Raw genomic sequence first — 15,316 nt, 5'->3', positions numbered from 1 at the left:
GTTTACGGCTGTTAGACTTTGATCTTTATTTGTCCCGCAAGTGCGAACTTGCGGTCGATCTGATTTAGGGACGTTGCATGAATTCGGAGTTTGCCGTTCGCCCGATGCGACCCGGTGAGTTAGAGCTAGTGCTCGAGTGGGCACGTCAGGAGGGATGGAATCCCGGCCTCGACGACTCGGTTGCTTTCCACGATGCGGACCCGTCCGGATTTTTCGTTGGCGTGCTAGGGGAGGTGCCGGTCGCCTCGATTTCCGTCGTCAAATATGGCGAAGATTTCGCTTTCCTGGGGCTTTATATCGTCCATCCCGATTTTCGGGGTAAGGGCTATGGCAGGGCCATCTGGAATGCCGGCGTGGCGTCCGCGGAAGGCCGCAGCATTGGGCTGGACGGTGTCCCCGCGCAGCAGGACAATTACCGCAAGGCCGGCTTCGAAGAGGCTTACCGGACGGTTCGCTACGGCGGCGTGATATCGGCCGTGCCTGGGTCAACACTGGCCGCTCAGGCTGTATCGGATAAACTCGACGGATTGCTGCGCTACGACGCAACGATCTTTCCCGCACCGCGGCCGGCGTTTGTGGCGTCATGGTGTGCGGCGCGCAGGGACCGGCATTCGGCGGTGGTGCGCAAGAGCGGCAAGATTCGTGGGTACGGAACTATCCGTCGTTGTTACGACGGCTACAAGATCGGTCCGCTGTTTGCCGCCGACAGGGATAGCGCTGCAGCCTTGCTTTCAGCCCTCACGCCACACGCCAAAGGGGCCAAGGTCTTCATTGACATTCCGACCAGCAATGGCGAGGCGGTTGAGCTTGCCGAGAGCATGGGCTTGGCGCCGGTCTTCGAAACGGCGCGGATGTATCGGGGAACAGCGCCCGTCGTTCCGCTGAAGAATATCTTCGGCGTCACGACGCTGGAACTCGGCTAGTCCATAGGCGAGGCGGGGGCGGTTGAGGCGGCCTTTTGGGGGCGACCTTTTTCGGCGATGGCAATGCCGCCCAAGGCGAGCGAAAGCGCAATCAAATGGAAAGGCTGAAGGCGCTCGCCAAGCAGCGCTACGGATAACAGCGTTCCGAACACCGGCACAAGGTTGATGAAGAGCCCGGCGCGATTTGCGCCGATTGCCTCGACGCCCTTGATATAGAGGATCTGCGCAAGCAAGGAGGCGAAGATTGCTGTGTAGAAGGCAATCAGCCATCCCTTGTTGTCAGGTAGCCGAACAGCGCCCTGTGTGCTCTCCCAAACAAGAAGCGGCACTGCGGTCAGCGTCGCACCGAGCGCGGGGATAGCCATCAGGGTGCGCCAATCGAGCCGCGGCTTCCAGCGCAGGAAGATGGTGTAGACCGAGTAGGCGGCGACAGCGATCAGCATCAGGCCGTCGCCGTGGTTGAGGCCAAGTTGCAGCAGGGTTGTCAGGTCGCCATGCGCTGCGGTCAATGCGACGCCGCCTAGTGTCATGGCGAAGCCGACGATTTGCGCGGCAGAAACGCCTGTGCGGAAGAAGACGAAATTCAAGAGGAAGATCAGCATCGGAATGCCGGCCTGCTCGATCGCAACATTGATCACGGTCGTATACTTGACGGCCGAGTAAAGCATCGCGTTGAAAAGCGTGTAGCCGATGACGCCGTAAAAGAAGAGCAGCGGCAGATTCCTGCGGACGATCGGCCAGTCGCGTTTCAACTGCGGGACCGAAACGGCGGCTATGAGCGCTGTCGCAAGGAACCAGCGCAGAAACGTCAGCATCATCGGGCTAACGTGACCAAGCGCGAGCTTGCCCGCCACCGCGTTTCCGCCCCAGCAGAGTGCTGCGACGACGAGAGAAATATAGGCGGCGACCTGCACAGGCGATTCTTCCAGATGACGGCGATGCGGTTCTCAACCTCAGAGTATGATTGGCCAATAGCCCGATGATGGCTGATTTGTCACGTAAAAAGCCGATTCCGGCGGCACAACAGGGTCGCTTTCCCCGTGACAAAGCTTTATAGATGCGCGGGTTTGAGAAGGGTGCGGTTAAATCCGCCTTTAACAGGAAGACGTGAATGACGAACGTAGTCGTGGTCGGTTCGCAATGGGGTGACGAAGGCAAGGGCAAGATTGTCGATTGGCTTTCGGAACGTGCGGACATCGTTGTGCGCTATCAGGGCGGACACAATGCAGGCCATACGCTGGTTATCGACGGAACCAGCTACAAGCTGTCGCTTTTGCCATCCGGCGTCGTGCGTCCCGGCAAGATGGCCGTGATCGGCAACGGCGTCGTCGTCGATCCGCATGCGCTGATCGCCGAGATCGAGAAGCTGGAGAAGCAGGGCGTAAAAATCTCTCCCGAGAACCTGCGCATTGCCGACAACGCAACGCTTATTCTTTCGCTGCACCGCGAGCTCGACGCCTACCGCGAAGACGCCGCGTCCAACAGCGGTACGAAAATCGGCACCACGCGCCGCGGCATTGGTCCGGCCTATGAAGACAAGGTCGGCCGCCGCGCCATCCGCGTGATGGATCTCGCTGATCTGGACACGCTGCCTGGTAAGGTCGACCGTATTCTGACGCATCACAATGCATTGCGTCGCGGCCTTGGCGTCGTCGAGGTCAGCCACGACACGATCATGACCGAACTGACGTCGATCGCCGATCGCGTGCTTCCCTACCGCGATACCGTTTGGCTTTTCCTTGACAAGGAGCGCCGCAAGGGCGCCCGCATTCTGTTCGAAGGCGCGCAGGGAAGCCTGCTCGACATCGACCATGGCACGTACCCGTTCGTAACATCTTCGAACACGGTTGCCGGTCAGGCTGCGGCCGGTTCGGGCATGGGCCCAGGATCGCTCGGCTATATCCTCGGCATCACAAAGGCCTACACGACGCGCGTTGGCGAGGGGCCGTTCCCGACCGAGCTGCATGATGACATTGGCCAGTTCCTCGGTGAAAAGGGCCACGAATTCGGCACGGTAACCGGCCGTAAGCGTCGCTGCGGCTGGTTCGATGCGGCGCTGGTGCGCCAGTCGGTTGCAACCAACGGCATTACCGGGATCGCGTTGACGAAGCTCGATGTTCTCGACGGCCTGGACGAATTGAAGATCTGCGTCGGCTACAAGCTCGACGGTGAAGAAATCGATCATCTTCCGGCCAGCCAGGGCGCGCAGGCACGCGTTGAGCCGATCTATGTTACACTTGAAGGCTGGAAGGAATCGACTGTCGGCGCGCGCAGCTGGGCCGATCTGCCGGCCCAGGCAATCAAGTATGTCCGCCAGGTCGAAGAGTTGATCGGGGCGCCTGTCGCTCTCTTGTCTACAAGTCCTGAGCGAGACGACACGATACTTGTGACCGATCCGTTTGAGGACTAAGGTCGTGGGTCATTATTTGTGCGGTTCGCAGGGCGAGCCGCACTCTTAGAGAAAGTACGAATGGCGGATTTTATCGCAGTTATCCGGCGGGCGGTTGACGGCCTGTCTGAAAATACTCCCGAGATGCGGGTGAAAGTCTACGAGCGTGCTCGCGGTGCTGTTCAGCGGCAGCTCGAGAATATGAAGCCGCGCCCACCGGAAGCGATGTTGCAACGGCAGCTTGAAAAGCTCGAAGCTGCAATCCGCGAAGTCGAAGCGGAACATGCCGAAGCCGTTCCGGTCGATGGTGCCTCGCTCGCAGATGAGACTGCCGTTGGGTCAAGCGTCGATGCCGCCCCTGAGCCGGAAGCTGCCGCGCCTGAATCGCTTGCCGACGAAGCCGTAGTCGAGGAGCCGTTGCATGCGACGCCGGTCCACGAAGATCACGTGGAAGCCGAAGAATTGGCAGCACCTGGCTACGAAGAGCCGGCCGACGAGCCTGCGCCTCACTATGAGGAACCTGTCGCTGCCGAGCCGGAGCATACGGCGCAGCAGGAGGAACCTTGGGCGAATGAGGAGCAGGCGGCTCCCGTCGAGGAAGCCGAGCCTGTAGAGCATTGGCAGGCTGCTCATTCCGAAGAGGTTGTCTACGAGGATCGGCGCGGTCAAGAAGAGCATGTTGTCGCGCCCGAGGAGCCGCTGCTCGAACCGGTCGAGCCAACCTATGCTGAATCGGCGCAGCCGATTGCGCGTGACTACGATCTGACCAACCGTCTGGTCGAACCGGTCCTTGGGCTGGACCGTCCTCCGGAGGAATTCGTGGATCGCAGCCAGGAGGAGCCGCTCCAGGCAGATGCCGCCGGGCATTTCGATCCGGTGTGGGCAGAGCCCGTGGAGGAAACACCGGCGCCTCCCGCCAAGGATGCGCAGACGGATTGGGCACTCGAGGAACTCAGGCAGTTTTCGGAAGCAGCGCCAGTTGCTCCCGCAAATGAAGCGGCACGTGCGTTCGAAGACGTCATCGCAGGGATCGACCATACGCCAGGCGGCGTGAAGATGCCCGCCGCGAATGAGGGCTTCTCCTGGGAGTCCGCGGCCTTCGACGACTTGCCGCCGATTGAAAGCGGCAAGAAGGTTCCGATCAACGCCCATTTTGACGACGGCGATCTCTTCTCCGAAATTCATGGGGCGCCGGCAGCAAAATCTGCCTCGGAAACCAATCCGGCCTGGCAGGAGGCAAAGCCACTTCGCGGATACGACAATCGTGGCGTCGTTGCCGAGGATGATGACGGCATTCCGGCGGCCGATCTTGACAGTGCGGTTGCTGCCAAGTTCCAGGGCAAAAACCTCCGTATGGAGCCGAAGCGCCGCCGTTTCGGCATCGGCTCCATCGTAACGATTCTCATTGCGCTGGGCGTGGTCGGTGGTGGCGGATATGCCGCCTGGACCAATAAGGACGCGCTGTCGTCAATGGTGAAGAACCTCGTGAGCGCGGCTCCTTCGCAGGGCACGAAGAACGAGCAGACGCCCACCAAGCCCGGTGCGACAACGCCGCAGACCAGCGAGGCAAAGCCGGCTGAGGCAAACAAGGAAGTTGCTTCCTTGAATGATGGCGCTTCCGTCAACAACAAGTTCAACCAGCGGCTTCTTGTCGATGGTACAGAGGTGGACAGCGGCCCCGCTTCCGTTCCGGGAACGCCGACGGCCGAAGGAAAGTCGGTAGCCGAGCAGAACGTTGCAGCGGCGGATACGACCCCGCCAGTGACCTCGACGACGCCCGCAACGAATGCCCCGCCTGCGACTGCGCCAGCGGCGCCTGGAGCTACGCAAGCTGCGCCGGTAGGTTCCACCGAGAAGATGTTCCTCTATGAGGAGCGGATCGGTCAGAGTTCGCCGACCGCCATCCAGGGGTCCGTCGTCTGGAGTCTCCAGCACGAGGCAGGTTCCGACGGCAGGCAGGAAGCGACGGTACAGGCGACTGTAACCGTTCCGGAACGCAATCTGTCGGCACAGCTGACGTTCAAGCGCAACTCCGATCCGTCGCTGCCGGCCAGCCATATCGTCGAGGTGGTCTTCTCGCTGCCGCCGAATTTTGAAGGCGGCGCCATCGAAAGCGTTCAGCGTATTTCGATGAAGCGCACCGAACAGGATCGCGGCGACGCCCTGATTGCTGTGCCTGCAAAGATTACCGACGATTTCCACATGATCGCCCTTAACGACTATCCGGACGCGCGCAAGGCGAACCTCGATCTCCTTTCAAGCCGCGACTGGATCGATATTCCGATCACGTATCGCAACGGTCGCCGTGCACTTCTGACAATGCAGAAGGGCACTACGGGCGCTGAGGCGTTCAACGCCGCGATTAAGGAATGGGCCGCTTTCGGCGATGTATCGACCAGTCAGTAGGCGACTATCGAATCGACAAAAAGAAAGGGCGGGACCAAATGGTCCCGCCCTTTCTGTTTAAACTACGATCGAGCGTTACGCCGTCGCTTCCACCACCCGAACGGCCTTGGCGCGTTCGAGAGCTTCCTTGCGAACGGCGTCCTGAACCTTTTCGAATGCGCGGACTTCGATCTGACGAACGCGCTCGCGGCTGATGTCGAACTCCGACGAGAGGTCTTCCAGCGTTACCGGATCTTCAGCGAGACGACGCGCCTCGAAGATACGGCGTTCACGGTCGTTCAGAACGCTCATCGCCTTCGCCAGCATACGGCGACGGGTGTCGAGTTCGTCCTGCTCGATCAGAACCTCTTCCTGACTGTCATGGTCGTCGACGAGCCAATCCTGCCATTGGCCGGACTCGCCTTCCGAGGCCTTGATCGGTGCGTTCAGCGACGCGTCGCCCGACAGGCGGCGGTTCATCGAGACGACCTCCTCCTCGGAGACGTTCAGCTTGGTGGCAATCTCAGCGACGTGTTCCGGCTTCAAGTCACCGTCGTCAATGGCCTGGATACGGCCCTTGAGGCGACGCAGATTGAAGAACAGTCGCTTCTGATTGGCGGTCGTACCCATCTTCACCAGGGACCAGGAACGCAGGATGTATTCCTGGATCGAGGCCTTGATCCACCACATGGCATAGGTGGCAAGACGGAAACCGCGTTCCGGATCGAACTTCTTGACGGCCTGCATCAGGCCGACGTTCCCTTCGGAGACGACTTCGCCGATCGGCAAGCCATAGCCGCGATAGCCCATCGCGATCTTCGCAACGAGGCGCAGGTGGCTGGTGACGAGTTTGTGTGCGGCTTCGCGATCGCCGTGTTCCGCATAGCGCTTCGCGAGCATATATTCCTGCTGCGGCTCCAGCATCGGGAACTTGCGAATCTCGTCGAGATAACGATTGAGACCGGCTTCGCCGGCGGTAATGGACGGCAAGTTATTTCGGGCCATAAAAGCACCCTCCTATCTGAATTCCGGTTCCCGATGGAACGCGCCCCTGCGTCGAAAGGCAAACCGGGACGTGCGGCTTTATCCAAGCCCGCACTAAGTCAATGTACAGATAAGTATGGCGGAACAGGGGTTCAAGGCCGCACGCCCTTTCACGAAGGCGTTACTCCGGCTAGGCCCTTAGGGCGTTTGCCAGTTCCTCCATGTCCTCTGGCAGTTGCACTTCGAAGTGCATAACCTCGCCGGTGCGCGGGTGCTCGAATTGCAGCAGGTAGGCGTGGAGCGCCTGTCTTCCGAAGGCGTTCACAGTCTTCCTGGCAGCATCCGGAAGCAGGTTTGCCTTGGTTTTGAAACCTGCTCCGTAGACCGTATCGCCGAGCAGCGGGTGGCCGATATGTGCCATGTGCACGCGGATCTGATGGGTGCGGCCGGTTTCGAGGTGGCACTCGACAAGCGAGGCAAGTGATGTCGCGTCGGGGTTCTCATGGAAGCGCTCGAGAACTTCGTAGTGCGTGATTGCCTCGTCGGCATCCTGCGTTTCGGGCCGCTTCACGGCTCGGCGCGTACGGTCGCCGACGGAGCGGCCGAGCGGGGCATTGATGGTTCCGGTCAACGAGCGAGGACGGCCCCAGACGATCGCCTGGTAGGCACGCTCCAGCGGCATGGTCCGCCCGTGATCGGCAAACTGAAGCGACAGGTGGCGATGAGAGATATCGTTCTTGGCGACGACCATTACGCCCGTGGTGTCCTTGTCCAGCCGGTGGACGATGCCCGGACGACGCACGCCGCCGATGCCCGACAGACTGTCCCCGCAATGATAGATTAGCGCGTTGACGAGTGTGCCCGTCCAGTTGCCAGCCGCGGGGTGCACCACCAGGCCAGCCGGTTTGGAGATGACGATGACGTCGTCGTCTTCGTACAGAATATCGAGCGGGATATTCTCACCCTGCGGCGTCGGATCCTCAGGCTCAGGCAGCAGGATCTCAAAGGTATCGCCCGGACGCACCTTTTTCTGCGGATCGGCGACGACCTTACCGGCCACCGAGACCTGGCCTTCCTTGATCAGCACCTTCACGCGGCTGCGCGAAAACTCTTCGCCAAGCTGTGCCGTCATCCACGCGTCCAGACGGCCTTCAGCGTTCTCGTCAGCGGTGAGGACTTTTCTAATGCCGGATGCTTGTTTAAAGGGGTCGCTCAAGACGCTTCTTCTCCGAATGATTTATAGAACGGAACGCCACATATGACGAATATCCAGCCAGACGACGATCAGGACGAAAAGCCCCTTGATCCGGCGATGGAACGTGTCCGGCGCAAGATGATCCGCCTGCAGATCGTCTCAGGCATCATCATGTTCGTGAGCCTTATGGCTGTCTTCGGCGCCGTTGTCTACAAGACGATGCGGGCTCCTGCGAAGGAACCCGTGGCCGCAACATCCACGGCCGTTCCCTCCGATGCGCCGGTGCATGTGACGGCAACGCTGCCGCCGGGTTTTGTCATCCAGTCCTCGTCGCTCTCGGGAGGCCAGATCATGTTCTTCGGGGCCACAGCCAACGGAATTAAGAAGTCGCTTGTCGTCGACATCCTGTCGGGGCACATTGTTGCCGATGTGACGATTAACGGCGGCTAGGGCGATGCCTTCTCGCCTCATAGCCATCGAGAGTGCCGACGATCCGCGCATCACCGACTTTCGTGACATTCGCGAGCGCGATCTCACCGGCCGGCATAACCGCTTCATCGCGGAGGGTACGGTGGTGCTTCGGCTGCTGGCGGAGGCGAGCCGCAGCGGCAGCTTTGCTACTGAAAAAGTGCTGTTGCTCAAGAACCGTGTCGATGGCGTCGCTCCAATCCTCGAGAGGTTACCGGACAATGTGCCGGTTTATGTCGCCGAGGCGGAGGTTCTGGACCGGATCGTCGGATTTCATCTGCATCGCGGCGTGCTGGCGCTCGGCAGGCGCGAGGTGGCTGAATTCGATCTTATCGACCAACTGCCGGCGCGTTCGTTGGTTCTCGTGGGATGCGGCATTTCCAACCATGACAATGCCGGGTCCATGTTCCGCAATGCGGCCGCCTTTAAGGCGGACGGTGTCTTTCTAGACGAGACGTCGTGTGACCCGCTCTACCGGAAGGCACTGCGCGTGTCCGTCGGCTCCGTGCTCAGCGTTCCTTACGAACGGAAGGGCACGGCGCTTGACGTGCTGACACGGCTTGCGGCGAACGGCTTTTCAATCTGGACGCTTTCGCCCCGCGGCGAGACCGACATTCGGGCCATACCACCGGCGGAGCGCATGGCACTGGTTGTGGGTACAGAAGGCGAGGGGTTACCTCCCGCGGTGCTGGAGCGCTTCCGCAGCGCGCGCATCCCACAATCGCAAGGATTGGACAGCTTGAACGTGGCGACGGCAACGGGCATTGCTCTCTTCGCCATGTCATCGGCTGCAGCACTGATCTGATTTCAGCCCGGCTCGGACAAGATCGTGGCCGCGCGCTGCGCGAGGTTGATGCGCTCGCCATCCTGAGCGTCGGTGGCGTCCGGCAGAAGGTCGCGGATCGGCGAGGAGGGGCCTTCGTTGATGGCGGTCAACGCAACCATGCTTGCAGCGATGCCGGCGATCTCCTCGCGTATCGCGCCGTCGTGGCCAGAGTCGGATTTCGCTTTCAGAAGTTGTTCTGAGACGGCGGCACTGCGCTTGCGCACTTCGTCGCTCAGGCGCGCTGCAATCGCTGCGGTATCGAGTTCGGTTGTCATCGTTTCCTCTGTTGCCCGCTCCTGCGAAACCGAATCTGCGATTACAGGCGGGAGGCCTGCGCCGCGGAGCGCGCGGTTTGCTTTGCGCAGTTCAGCGTTCACGGCCTTGACCTGTTCCTTCAGCTTGGCAATTTCCTGCTGGCGGCGTCGGAGGAGTGCATCCTTGTCGGCCACCGATGCCGCATCGCGGTCCGCCTGGTCCTTGAGCCGGATGACTGCGTGCTCGTGCTGGGCGAGCGCCTGCTCCGCATCCTTCGCGCGCTTCTGCAACAGGCTCACGTCCTGGCGAAGATTGTCCCGCTCGACGCGGATCGCGTTTGCTTTGAATGTCACACTCTCGATTTCGGTCTCGCGCGCCGCCAAATCGATCTTGAGATTGTCGGTCTGCTCTGCAAGCTTGTTGAGGCGCATGCGAAGAACGTCTAGCTCGCCTTCCTTGGCGGCGCTTGCCTGCTCGGCAATGTGAAGGCTGGTCTTCAGCTGGCTGATATAGTTCTCGTCCTTGCGCAGGTGCGAGCGCTGTTCCGCAGCTTCGACACTCATGTCGCTGATTTGGGCCTGCAGCCCACCGATCTCGGCGGCAAACCGTCCCGCATCGAGCGCCAGCGCGTCATGCTTCAGTTGCAGCGCCAGCGACTTTTCGCGCTCGCGCACGAGGTCCTGTGTGGTCTTGGCATTTTCCGCGGCATAAAGGGCCCGGACCATATCCTTCTGTGCCCGCACTTCCTGCGGGCTGAGCGGCATCGTCGCGCGCATCCGATTTTCCGTGTACCAGACAATGCGGCGGTGAACAGCAGGCGACACCAGGAAAACGAGGAACGCTGCCGTCAGGAAGCCCAATCCGAACAAGAGAGCATATTCGATCACGGCGTCGCCACGGCTTCCAGGGGTTGATTTGCGTCAGGACCAATGATTAAGCGGACCTGACGCGTAGGGCAAGTGGCGGAAAGGTAACGGCGAGCGAGAGTTCGCTGGCGCGGATGGAAATCAGAAAGGATTCCAGGTTGGGTTCGGCGTCACCTTGAGGTAGCCGACATTCAGTCCGAGGCGCGCGCCGACGCCGGTGCGGATCGGCACGACAAGCACGTTATCGTTCTTGAGAAGAGTCATGCCGAAGCCAGCGATCACGAAGGCCTGACCGCTGACGCCGCCGAAGCGCGCGTATATGGCGTCTGTCGAGGGCAGGTCATAGACCAGCATCATGACTCGCGTGCCCTGACCGCCGTAATCAATGCCGAGCGACGGACCCTGCCAGTAGAGCGGATGTTCGCCAGCATTCTTTGTGTTCAACTGGCCCTCGCCGTATGTGAGGCCGGCGATGAAGGCGCCAGAGCCTTCCTGGCCGAGAATGTAGCCGTTCGGAAGGCCGTATTTCTGAAAGGCCGCTTCGATCACCTTGGCCAGCCCGCCACTCGTCGAGCCGAAAAACGAGTGCCCGGCGTCGACGATTTCCTGCATCGAATACTGGCCACCGTTGGACTGTTGCTGTGCCGTTGCCTTGGTCGGAACAAGGATGAGGGGCGAAAGGGTCAGCGCAACAAAGAGTCGGCAGATGGCGGAAAATCTTCCGAGGAAATGGGAGCGCATGGTGTCATCCGTTCATCATGGTCGGTACGATGAGCCGTTTCCGGCGTTTGATTCATTTTGCGCGTATGGTCTTAACAATCGGTTTACCAAATATGGTGTCATTATGGCGCCGAGTGCGGCCGCAAACTTCGCGCAATTTTGATGATGCAAGATAGACGGCGGAATGATCTTGCCGCCCCTGGAGACGATGATGTCGAAGAATCCAAACCTCACCCTGACCGGCCCGGACCTGGCAGCGCTTCTGTGCAGTCGCGTCTGCCATGACGTTATCTCGCCGGTCGGTGCAATCAACAACGGTCTGGAGCTTCTGGACGAGGGCGGCGCCGATGCCGACGCGATGGATCTTATCAGGACAAGCGCGCTCAACGCCTCTGTCCGTCTGAAGTTCGCCCGGCTCGCCTTTGGTGCTTCCGGATCGGTCGGGGCTTCGATCGATACCGGTGAAGCCGAACGCGCGGCAAAGGACTTCGCAGCCGCCGAGAAGAAGACCGAGGTTGTCTGGACTGGTCCGCGTGCGATCATCGCCAAGAACCGCGTCAAGTTGCTGCTCAATCTCTTCCTGGTGGCCTATTCGTCGATTCCACGCGGCGGCGTCATCGAAGTCACGCTTGAGAACCCCGAGCTTGACGCAAAATTCAAGATCGTCGCGAAGGGCAAGCTGATGCGCCTGCCGCCGAAATTCGTGGAGATTTCGACCGGGGAAATCGAGGAAGCCATCGATGCCCATTCGATCCAGCCGTATTATACGGTGCTGCTCGCTGACGAATGCGGCATGGCGCTCGGCCACGGCGCAACCACGGAAGAGCTGACATTTACCGCTGACGTTGTCGCTGTTTGATGAAGACCTCGGCCCGTTTCGGCTCGTCGAGGTAATAAATCCTTAGCCTAATGTTTCTATCCTTGGCTGGTAAGACGCCAGCCGGGACAGAAGCTGGGGCAAGGAGCAGCCATGCAGAGGTTTATGATCGCCGACTCGTCGGATGTCGTTCGGAAGGTGGGAAAGCGCATCCTTTCCGAGCTCGACTTTATGGTCAGTGAAGCCTCGAGTGCCGTTGAAGCTCTCGCCAGCTGCCAGGTTCAACTCCCCGAATACCTCATCGTCGATTCCGGTATGGACAATGCACTCGAGCTGATTTCGACCATTCGCGGCATGGAAGGCGGCAAGGAGGTCAAGATCTACTATTGCGTGGTCGAGGCCGATCTCAAGAAGCTGATGATGGGCAAGCGGGCAGGGGCGACCGATTTTCTACTCAAGCCGTTCGACCGCAAGATTCTCACGGCCGTTTTCGGCAACCGTGCGATCGCCGCATAGTTTCCAAGATCTCTCAACCGACCGAAGCCGCCTCCGGGCGGCTTCTCCATGTATCCAAAACGGCTTGCATGCCAAAAACAGAAATCCCGCCACAACGGACGGGATTTCTTTAAGCTTGGCAAAGGGGATGAAACGTCAGGCGGTTTCGGCGTACTCGGCACCATCCGGCTCGCGCAGAACGTAGCCGCGGCCCCAGACAGTTTCGATATAATTTGCGCCGCCGGCAGCATTTGCGAGCTTCTTGCGCAGCTTGCAGATAAAGACGTCGATGATCTTCAGTTCCGGCTCGTCCATACCGCCGTAGAGGTGGTTCAGGAACATTTCCTTGGTGAGCGTGGTGCCCTTGCGGAGCGAAAGCAGCTCCAGCATCTGGTATTCCTTGCCCGTCAGGTGGACGCGCTGGCCGCCGACTTCGACGGTCTTTGCATCGAGGTTGACGATCAGCTCGCCGGTCATAATGACGGACTGGGCGTGGCCCTTGGAACGGCGGACAATCGCATGAATGCGCGCGACCAGCTCGTCCTTGTGGAAAGGCTTGGTCATGTAGTCGTCAGCGCCGAAACCAAGGCCGCGAACCTTGTCTTCAATGCCGGCCATGCCGGACAGAATCAGGATCGGTGTCTTGACCTTGGACAGGCGCAGAGTGCGAAGCACTTCATATCCGGACATGTCGGGAAGGTTCAAATCGAGAAGGATGATGTCGTAATCATACAACTTCCCGAGGTCGACGCCTTCTTCACCGAGATCGGTGGTGTAGACGTTAAAACTTTCTGATTTGAGCATCAATTCGATGCTCTGCGCTGTCGCGCTATCATCTTCGATGAGTAGTACCCGCATTCTTATCCCCTTTACCGCCGCCGAAAGGTGGTCTGGCCCCCTACGCGATACCGAATATGTCACTGCGTGATTTGGAAGCTGCCACGAAATGGTTAACAAATTCTGATTCACTCTGGCAAGAGGTAATCAATTTATTAAATAATTTGTCCATTCCGCTGTTTTCCAACGAGAATTCGCAAAGCCAAATCCTTAACTTTTACATTAAGAACGGCTGGTAAGCGATTCATTCGACTCACCAATGAAACGGTATCGGAAATCGCGTAGTTGTGTTTACCGACCCTTAAATCATCGGTACTATCATTAACGATGCCCGTAAACGAAAGGTTACCAGCGGTAGGTTTTTGTTAATACCGACGGAAATTTTTTCGGCAGTCCGTGTCAAAGCGGCCCGCCGGGGCGATTTAAAGTGGAGCAGGGGTCTCGCATCACTGGAGTAATGCGTATGAAGTCGCGTGAGAGCCTAGTTCGCCTGAAGGAATTTCAGGTGAACGAAAAACGTCGCCAACTGCAGCAATTGCAGATGATGATGTCCGAATTTGAGCGGATGACGAAGGATCTGGAGAGCCAGATCGTCGTCGAAGAAAAAAAGTCCGGCATTTCCGACCCGAATCACTTCGCCTATCCGACTTTCGCGAAGGCAGCTCGCCAACGCGCGGATAATCTTCAGGTCTCGATCAAGGAGCTGAAGATGCAGGAAGAGTCGCTGGAACAGGCGCTCGAAGAGATGCAGGCGGAATATGCACGTGCAGCCGCGCTGGAAGAGCGCGACGGCGCAGTCCGGGCAAGAGCCTGAAGGCAGGAAACGGGCGCTACTTGGCGCTTGGGCATCGCCTCGAAAAAAGCCATGCATGATGGGCTGTCGCGTCCGTCATACATGGCTTTTCCTGTTTGCAATGCTAGCCGTTGACGACGTCGCGCCATTCCTCGTGACGTTGTGCTTGCGCCTTGAAGAAAGGGCATAGCGGAAAGATCTTCCATCCGCCTTTGCGTGCTTCCTCGACTGCATGCAGCGCAAGTGCCTGGCCAACGCCTTTGCCGCGCAACGCATCGGGAACGCCGGTGTGGTCAATGATGACGAGTTTGGGCGAAGTCCGGGAGTAGGTCATTTCGGCCTGGTGGCCTTCCACCTCTGCGACGTAGCGGCCGCCGGAAGCATTCTCTTCGTTCTTGATGTCCATTGCCATTGCTCATCAATATTTCGCTATTGGTGGAAATTGGCATGTCGTCTCAGCCGCGCCAAGCCGGCCGACAAGGACACTGTGTTCGATGAGACGCGCGGTAGGGGAGATTGCTGCCGGTACTAGGCCGGCAGCGATTTCTGGTCACCGATCGAGTTCCTGCCGAGTGGTCCATGGGGCAGAAAAGCTATGGTGAGGCTTCTAGCAGCTGATGGAAGCAGGGCATCATCTGGCTGCGTTAATGATTTCGGGCCGTCTGTGGATCCTCCTCAGGAGATCCGATCGGCCCGAAACGTAGAATTCGTTGCCCGGAAGGGCTTGTCAGTGACGATACTGCTGGATGCGCGTTGTGCGCAAACCGGCAAGGCCGTGGCTGTTAATGGAAGACTGCCAGGACAGAAACTCTTCGACAGTCAACGTGTAACGCTCGCAGGCTTCTTCCAAGCTCAACAGGCCACCACGAACCGCCGCTACAACCTCTGCTTTGCGGCGGATAACCCAGCGCCTTGTGTTCGGCGGCGGCAAATCCGCAATCGTCAGCGGGCTGCCATCGGGGCCGATGACATATTTTACTCGGGGACGTATCATTTCGGTCATTGGACTCTCTACACAACTCAAGACCACGGCAGCCACTCTAGCTTGTCACATTTAAGAATTGCCTAAGCGCATCGTAACACTTTGATAAGAAATTTAGGCGTCGACCGGCCAAAAAGCGATTTGCGTCCGTTGCAGACTTCCCCAGCGTAAATTTGTGGTGAGCGCATAGGAGCCATGCGTAATGGTCGGTGGGCAATTGATAATCGCCAATTTATAAGCGCTGCAACATAGTTGTGAGCGCAAGAATTCGTCTCCGTTCTTACTGTAGTGTCCGGAATGACCAAGGCTGTTTGCTTCGTATCCTTTTGATACGGAGGCTTTTGCTTTTCTCGGATGCTGTGCGACCTCTCTAGGGTCGGC

At 59.1% G+C, this 15,316-nt stretch carries 16 protein-coding genes; 8 read left to right on the top strand and 8 right to left on the bottom strand.

From position 1 onward, the window contains the following. Positions 1–77 precede the first annotated feature (77 nt). A complete protein-coding gene (locus ATY80_RS25520; RefSeq protein WP_088695076.1) occupies positions 78–923 on the top strand; it encodes a GNAT family N-acetyltransferase in 846 nt (281 codons plus the stop codon). On the opposite strand, the gene ATY80_RS25515 is transcribed toward ATY80_RS25520, so the two are convergent. Continuing rightward, on the bottom strand, positions 920–1,837 hold the full coding sequence (locus ATY80_RS25515; RefSeq protein WP_088695075.1) for a DMT family transporter: 918 nt from the start codon (positions 1,835–1,837) through the stop codon (positions 920–922). The genes ATY80_RS25520 and ATY80_RS25515 overlap by 4 nt on opposite strands. 197 nt (positions 1,838–2,034) lie before the next feature. Here ATY80_RS25515 and ATY80_RS25510 point away from each other — a divergent pair, with 197 nt between their 5' ends. Both ATY80_RS25510 and ATY80_RS25505 read left to right on the top strand, forming a co-directional pair. Continuing rightward, positions 2,035–3,333, top strand: coding sequence for an adenylosuccinate synthase (locus ATY80_RS25510; RefSeq protein WP_088695074.1), 1,299 nt, complete (start codon positions 2,035–2,037; stop codon positions 3,331–3,333). A gap of 60 nt (positions 3,334–3,393) precedes the next feature. Beyond that, entirely contained in the window at positions 3,394–5,718 is a 2,325-nt protein-coding gene (locus ATY80_RS25505; RefSeq protein ID WP_088695073.1) for a hypothetical protein, read from the top strand. Between the two features lie 75 nt (positions 5,719–5,793). On the opposite strand, the gene rpoH is transcribed toward ATY80_RS25505, so the two are convergent. Together rpoH and ATY80_RS25495 are read right to left on the bottom strand one after the other, a co-directional pair. Then, positions 5,794–6,702, bottom strand: a complete 909-nt coding sequence (gene rpoH, locus ATY80_RS25500) for an RNA polymerase sigma factor RpoH (RefSeq protein WP_088695072.1) — start codon at positions 6,700–6,702, stop codon at positions 5,794–5,796. Positions 6,703–6,871: 169 nt separating this feature from the next. Continuing rightward, positions 6,872–7,897: an RluA family pseudouridine synthase gene (locus ATY80_RS25495; protein ID WP_088695071.1), complete on the bottom strand. Its 1,026-nt coding sequence runs from the start codon at positions 7,895–7,897 to the stop codon at positions 6,872–6,874. A gap of 42 nt (positions 7,898–7,939) precedes the next feature. On the opposite strand from ATY80_RS25495, the gene ATY80_RS25490 reads away from it, so the two are divergent. Together ATY80_RS25490 and ATY80_RS25485 are read left to right on the top strand one after the other, a co-directional pair. Next, positions 7,940–8,326 (top strand): hypothetical protein, encoded by a 387-nt coding sequence (locus ATY80_RS25490; RefSeq protein WP_088695070.1) that lies wholly within the window; start codon positions 7,940–7,942, stop codon positions 8,324–8,326. Between the two features lie 4 nt (positions 8,327–8,330). After that, positions 8,331–9,149, top strand: a complete 819-nt coding sequence (locus tag ATY80_RS25485) for an RNA methyltransferase (protein WP_088695069.1) — start codon at positions 8,331–8,333, stop codon at positions 9,147–9,149. A gap of 2 nt (positions 9,150–9,151) precedes the next feature. On the opposite strand, the gene ATY80_RS25480 is transcribed toward ATY80_RS25485, so the two are convergent. Next, complete coding sequence (locus tag ATY80_RS25480; protein WP_088695068.1) at positions 9,152–10,312, bottom strand: hypothetical protein; 1,161 nt, start codon at positions 10,310–10,312, stop codon at positions 9,152–9,154. 120 nt (positions 10,313–10,432) lie between these two features. After that, positions 10,433–11,032, bottom strand: a complete 600-nt coding sequence (locus tag ATY80_RS25475; RefSeq protein ID WP_088695067.1) for an EipA family protein — start codon at positions 11,030–11,032, stop codon at positions 10,433–10,435. 190 nt (positions 11,033–11,222) lie between these two features. Here ATY80_RS25475 and ATY80_RS25470 point away from each other — a divergent pair, with 190 nt between their 5' ends. Both ATY80_RS25470 and ATY80_RS25465 read left to right on the top strand, forming a co-directional pair. Then, positions 11,223–11,870 (top strand): histidine phosphotransferase family protein, encoded by a 648-nt coding sequence (locus ATY80_RS25470; protein ID WP_088695197.1) that lies wholly within the window; start codon positions 11,223–11,225, stop codon positions 11,868–11,870. 111 nt (positions 11,871–11,981) lie between these two features. Next, positions 11,982–12,344, top strand: coding sequence for a response regulator (locus tag ATY80_RS25465; RefSeq protein ID WP_088695066.1), 363 nt, complete (start codon positions 11,982–11,984; stop codon positions 12,342–12,344). A gap of 135 nt (positions 12,345–12,479) precedes the next feature. Here ATY80_RS25465 and ctrA read toward each other — a convergent pair whose 3' ends face one another. Next, on the bottom strand, positions 12,480–13,181 hold the full coding sequence (gene ctrA / locus ATY80_RS25460) for a cell cycle two-component system response regulator CtrA (RefSeq protein ID WP_003542362.1): 702 nt from the start codon (positions 13,179–13,181) through the stop codon (positions 12,480–12,482). A gap of 442 nt (positions 13,182–13,623) precedes the next feature. Here ctrA and ATY80_RS25455 point away from each other — a divergent pair, with 442 nt between their 5' ends. Next, positions 13,624–13,974 (top strand): hypothetical protein, encoded by a 351-nt coding sequence (locus ATY80_RS25455; protein WP_007790305.1) that lies wholly within the window; start codon positions 13,624–13,626, stop codon positions 13,972–13,974. 103 nt (positions 13,975–14,077) lie between these two features. Here ATY80_RS25455 and ATY80_RS25450 read toward each other — a convergent pair whose 3' ends face one another. Both ATY80_RS25450 and ATY80_RS25445 read right to left on the bottom strand, forming a co-directional pair. Then, entirely contained in the window at positions 14,078–14,359 is a 282-nt protein-coding gene (locus ATY80_RS25450; RefSeq protein ID WP_088695065.1) for a GNAT family N-acetyltransferase, read from the bottom strand. A 321-nt stretch (positions 14,360–14,680) separates the two neighbouring features. Beyond that, positions 14,681–14,956 (bottom strand): DUF1153 domain-containing protein, encoded by a 276-nt coding sequence (locus ATY80_RS25445; RefSeq protein ID WP_007533628.1) that lies wholly within the window; start codon positions 14,954–14,956, stop codon positions 14,681–14,683. Between the last annotated feature and the right edge of the window lie 360 nt (positions 14,957–15,316).

This window comes from Rhizobium sp. R711, from assembly GCF_002211365.1.
In the GTDB taxonomy this organism is placed as follows: Bacteria; Pseudomonadota; Alphaproteobacteria; order Rhizobiales; family Rhizobiaceae; genus Rhizobium.
The sequence above is the reverse complement of the archived record's forward strand: the minus strand, read 5'-3'. Positions and strand labels throughout refer to the sequence as shown.